The organism is Duncaniella muricolitica, from assembly GCF_910574735.1.
In the GTDB taxonomy this organism is placed as follows: Bacteria; Bacteroidota; Bacteroidia; order Bacteroidales; family Muribaculaceae; genus Duncaniella; species Duncaniella muricolitica.
Map to the genome: position 1 here is coordinate 1 of NZ_CAJTCF010000150.1, position 2,187 is coordinate 2,187.

Annotated in this window: 4 protein-coding genes; 1 reads left to right on the forward strand and 3 read right to left on the reverse strand. The window is 46.8% G+C overall.

What is annotated here, in order from left to right; all coding sequences use genetic code 11:
• The 3 genes from QGT73_RS17185 to QGT73_RS17195 form a co-directional block, all read right to left on the reverse strand.
• The coding region (locus QGT73_RS17185) for a hypothetical protein (RefSeq protein WP_280123238.1) at window positions 1-181 on the reverse strand (181 nt) is incomplete at its 3' end.
• Between the two features lie 38 nt (window positions 182-219).
• The gene (locus QGT73_RS17190; RefSeq protein WP_280123239.1) at window positions 220-1,341 is read right to left on the reverse strand and encodes a type II toxin-antitoxin system HipA family toxin; all 1,122 of its coding nucleotides are present in this window, start codon (window positions 1,339-1,341) and stop codon (window positions 220-222) included.
• Window positions 1,328-1,672: a helix-turn-helix domain-containing protein gene (locus tag QGT73_RS17195; protein WP_280123240.1), complete on the reverse strand. Its 345-nt coding sequence runs from the start codon at window positions 1,670-1,672 to the stop codon at window positions 1,328-1,330. The genes QGT73_RS17190 and QGT73_RS17195 overlap by 14 nt, the downstream gene beginning before the upstream one ends.
• Before the next feature lie 191 nt (window positions 1,673-1,863).
• On the opposite strand from QGT73_RS17195, the gene QGT73_RS17590 reads away from it, so the two are divergent.
• Window positions 1,864-1,968, forward strand: coding sequence for an HTH domain-containing protein (locus tag QGT73_RS17590; protein ID WP_353049074.1), 105 nt, complete (start codon window positions 1,864-1,866; stop codon window positions 1,966-1,968).
• The last annotated feature ends 219 nt before the right edge of the window (window positions 1,969-2,187 follow it).

A 2,187-nucleotide genomic window follows, 5' to 3' on the forward strand; every position in this document is an offset into this window, starting at 1 on the left:
TTCGTCCATGCCCTCGGGCAGGCACATCCATATTGCATCTGCGGTTTTCATACCGCAAATTTAACACTTTTCTCAAAATCCATGCACCGCCATTTCGGCTTGACCCTTTCAGTCCCCTTTTTTCCTGCTGCTCGTTCCATTTTGATTTGTGTTTGAGTATGATATGCCGGCTGCGTGCCATGATCTGAGGCATGTGGAAAAGGCGCGACGATACTGATACTATTTGAGTTTGTACCTGAGCAGATGGCCGCAGTTGTCGGCCACCTCTTCTATTATCCTGTGGCATACTGTTTTCGGCAGTTTTATTTTGGTGCCGACTGCGATGAAATCCGAGATTGTAGGATGCCCTGTGCCGTTGACAGATGTGGCATGTTCGCCGTTGTAGCCTTCCGTGCATAGTGTAAGGTCGTATGCCGGGGCTATGTGCCATCGCCATTTGCCCGAAGAGTCTCGGCGAACGATGAAACTGAAATTCTTGCAGTGGTCATCCTTGTTGTCGGTAAGATAGTTGAACACCATGCGCCGGAACATCTCCTCGACATCCTTCGGATTCTGTGTCAGAAAACCTGTCAATGCAAGCAGATTGCTGTAGTCAAGAATCGGATTGCCGAGGGATATGCAGAGCAGTCCTCCGGCTGTGGCGGTGTGCAGTCTTTCCCCGGATTGCGTCAGGTCGAAACGGCGTGAGGCAAAATATTTGCCATTGACCAGTTTGAAATCAGGAACCGTTATCCCGCACTTTCGGGCTGTCTCGTTGTAGATATATTCCTGCTCACCGATATTCTTGGGGTCGTATGTGTGTCGGAACTTCACAAGCCAGTGACCGTCACTGTCCGAAAACACCGCCTTCGGTCTTGCACCGCCACTGTTGCCGCTGTTGAAAAGCAGGAGTCCGGCATCATCGTCCTGTCGTTCCCGAAGCACGTCCAATGCCTTTTGCTGGAGCATATCGAAATCATCAGTTTCCTCTCCTGTCACAATACTTGACACGGGTGCGTATATCAACGCGCCCATGCCACTGCTGCCTACAATGCTCAGTCTGTCGAGTGCCGACAGGTCGGTATCGTTTATGCCTTCGCGTAGCAGAGCCTTATGGAGCAGATAGCGTCCGTAACCATCCGGGAGGCTATCCTCGAAAATACCGAAATCACCGTTGAACGGTGTCGGCCTGGCTATGAACATACCCGGTTTCAACGGCAACTCCAGCGGAGAGATGCTGAAACCGTCGGCGAGCCATTCCCTGTCATATTCAAATACGCACAGACGGTTGTCGGGAGTAAGCGACATCGTGCCGACATTGCGGTCGTTGTATCTTACAGAAAGTCGGTCAATCTTCTTCATCGGTGCGGGGTTTACGGGTGTATGCTTTCTTCTTGCCGGTATTCTTGCGTATCTGTGTTAGTTCCTCCATTGTAGAATACTTTGGAGCGGCGAAAATGTCGCGTACTTCTTGCAGATAATTCATTGAGATAGCAAGGAGTATCAGATTCTTCAGCGATATGAGTCCTTTCTGCTCGAAACGTGTTATGTTGGCGAGAGCCACGCCGGATTTGTCAGCCACGGCTTCCCGCGTCAAGCCACGCTCCACACGCCTTTTGCGGAAGTCATCCGCCATCTTGCGGGCCACATCGTCTGCATCAGGCAGTGTAAAACCGTCTAATATTGACAACATATTATCTGAATCATCCATATTAACTCAAATAATGATTAAATATTATCAATTACAAAGATAGTGATTATTCTTTACATAGACAAATTCGCATGTGATTATTTCAGATGCCGCTCAAACGGACAATAACGGACAATAATGTCGCTCAAGAAGGTGTAGATGTCGCTCAAAACTTAGATGATTGCATAGTTGCAATGATACAGGAAAGACCAAATGTTAAGCGTGAAGAAATGGCAAGGCATCTATCGGTAACTAAAAATACGATTGAGAGGCATTTGAAAGACCTTAAAATTTCGTAGAAAGGACATCCTAAAACCGGGCATTGGAAACTCCCATAAAAGGGATAACCGTCATAATTTGATAACTCTTTTTAACATCGGAAGTATGTATAAGTAACTATTCAGCGGACACGCTAAGGCGATAATGTGGAATAGACATCACCATTATAAGTAAATTCAACCTGCTGATTTTATAGTAATTAGCTGCAATTTTATTTGGTAAAGTCAAATAAGTTTTGT